The organism is Brevibacillus sp. MCWH (genome assembly GCF_013096935.1).
Classification (GTDB): domain Bacteria; phylum Bacillota; class Bacilli; order Brevibacillales; family Brevibacillaceae; genus Brevibacillus; species Brevibacillus aydinogluensis.
In genome coordinates this window covers 1-952 of the sequence record NZ_SDLF01000062.1, presented here as the reverse complement: position 1 = coordinate 952, position 952 = coordinate 1, and the positions used below count along the sequence as shown (strand labels likewise).

Here is a 952-nt window from a genome sequence, read left to right as displayed (position 1 = left end):
ATAAAAACCTTGCCTCGCCTTTTCAATTTGCCCCATTCGAACACGTTCCCCTAAATTTTCCCTTTCCCATTGTGCCATTGCTGCAACTAGAGTGATGAATAACCGTCCAATAGCCGTACTGGTGTCATATACTTCTGTCGCTGATTTAAACTTACAACCGTGCTGTTCGAATATTTCTAACAGCTTGTACAAATCTGTAACTGATCGAACAAGCCTATCCAAACGATAAACAAGTACAGTATCGATAGCCCCTTCTTTAATGTGTTTAATCATTTCTTTGAGTTGTGGACGGTCAAGGTTTTTTGCTGATACCCCTTCATCGATGTAAAACCGATAGTCGTACCAGTCGTGCACTTTACAATACGCAATTAATTTTTCACGCTGAGCCGATATCGAATATCCTTCCCGTGCTTGTTCTTCCGTTGATACTCGTATATATAGAGCGACAGCCATTTATTATCCCTCCTATAAAAACAGGCGGGAGCGACCCGCCTATCTAAATCTTTAGCGCTAAAAATTTAGAATAACTTTTTTCAATTTCCCGATAATCCTTACATCCTTCATGTCATTTCTTTTAAGGATGATAGGCTTGTACATCGGATTTTCACTTTGTAGAATAATAGTATCTTCTGTTTTATATACTCTTTTCAATACTGCCTCGCCGTCGATCAGCACGGCGGCAATCTCACCATTGTCTACATCATTTTGGCGTCGTATCAAAAGAAGTGCGCCGTCTGTAATGTGAGCGTTTATCATGCTGTCTCCACGAGCTTCGAGAAAAAAATACTCACCGCCGTTCAACCAACTGCTCGGTACTTCTTCATAACCCTTTATTTCTTCATAAGCAATAACACCATCCCCACAACTAATAGATCCTATTATAGGAAGTCTGGAGAATTCTGTGCAGATATATTGGGCTGGCTCCTCCCTAACTTCTTGTATTGTTTTAAAG

Annotated in this window: 2 protein-coding genes; both read right to left on the bottom strand. The window is 40.3% G+C overall.

The window, feature by feature from the left end; all coding sequences use genetic code 11:
* On the bottom strand, positions 1–453 hold a 453-nt coding region (locus ETC00_RS19345; protein WP_171567683.1), incomplete at its 3' end, for a recombinase family protein.
* 57 nt (positions 454–510) lie between these two features.
* Positions 511–952: LexA family protein (locus ETC00_RS19340; RefSeq protein WP_171567682.1), on the bottom strand; the 442-nt coding region annotated here is incomplete at its 5' end.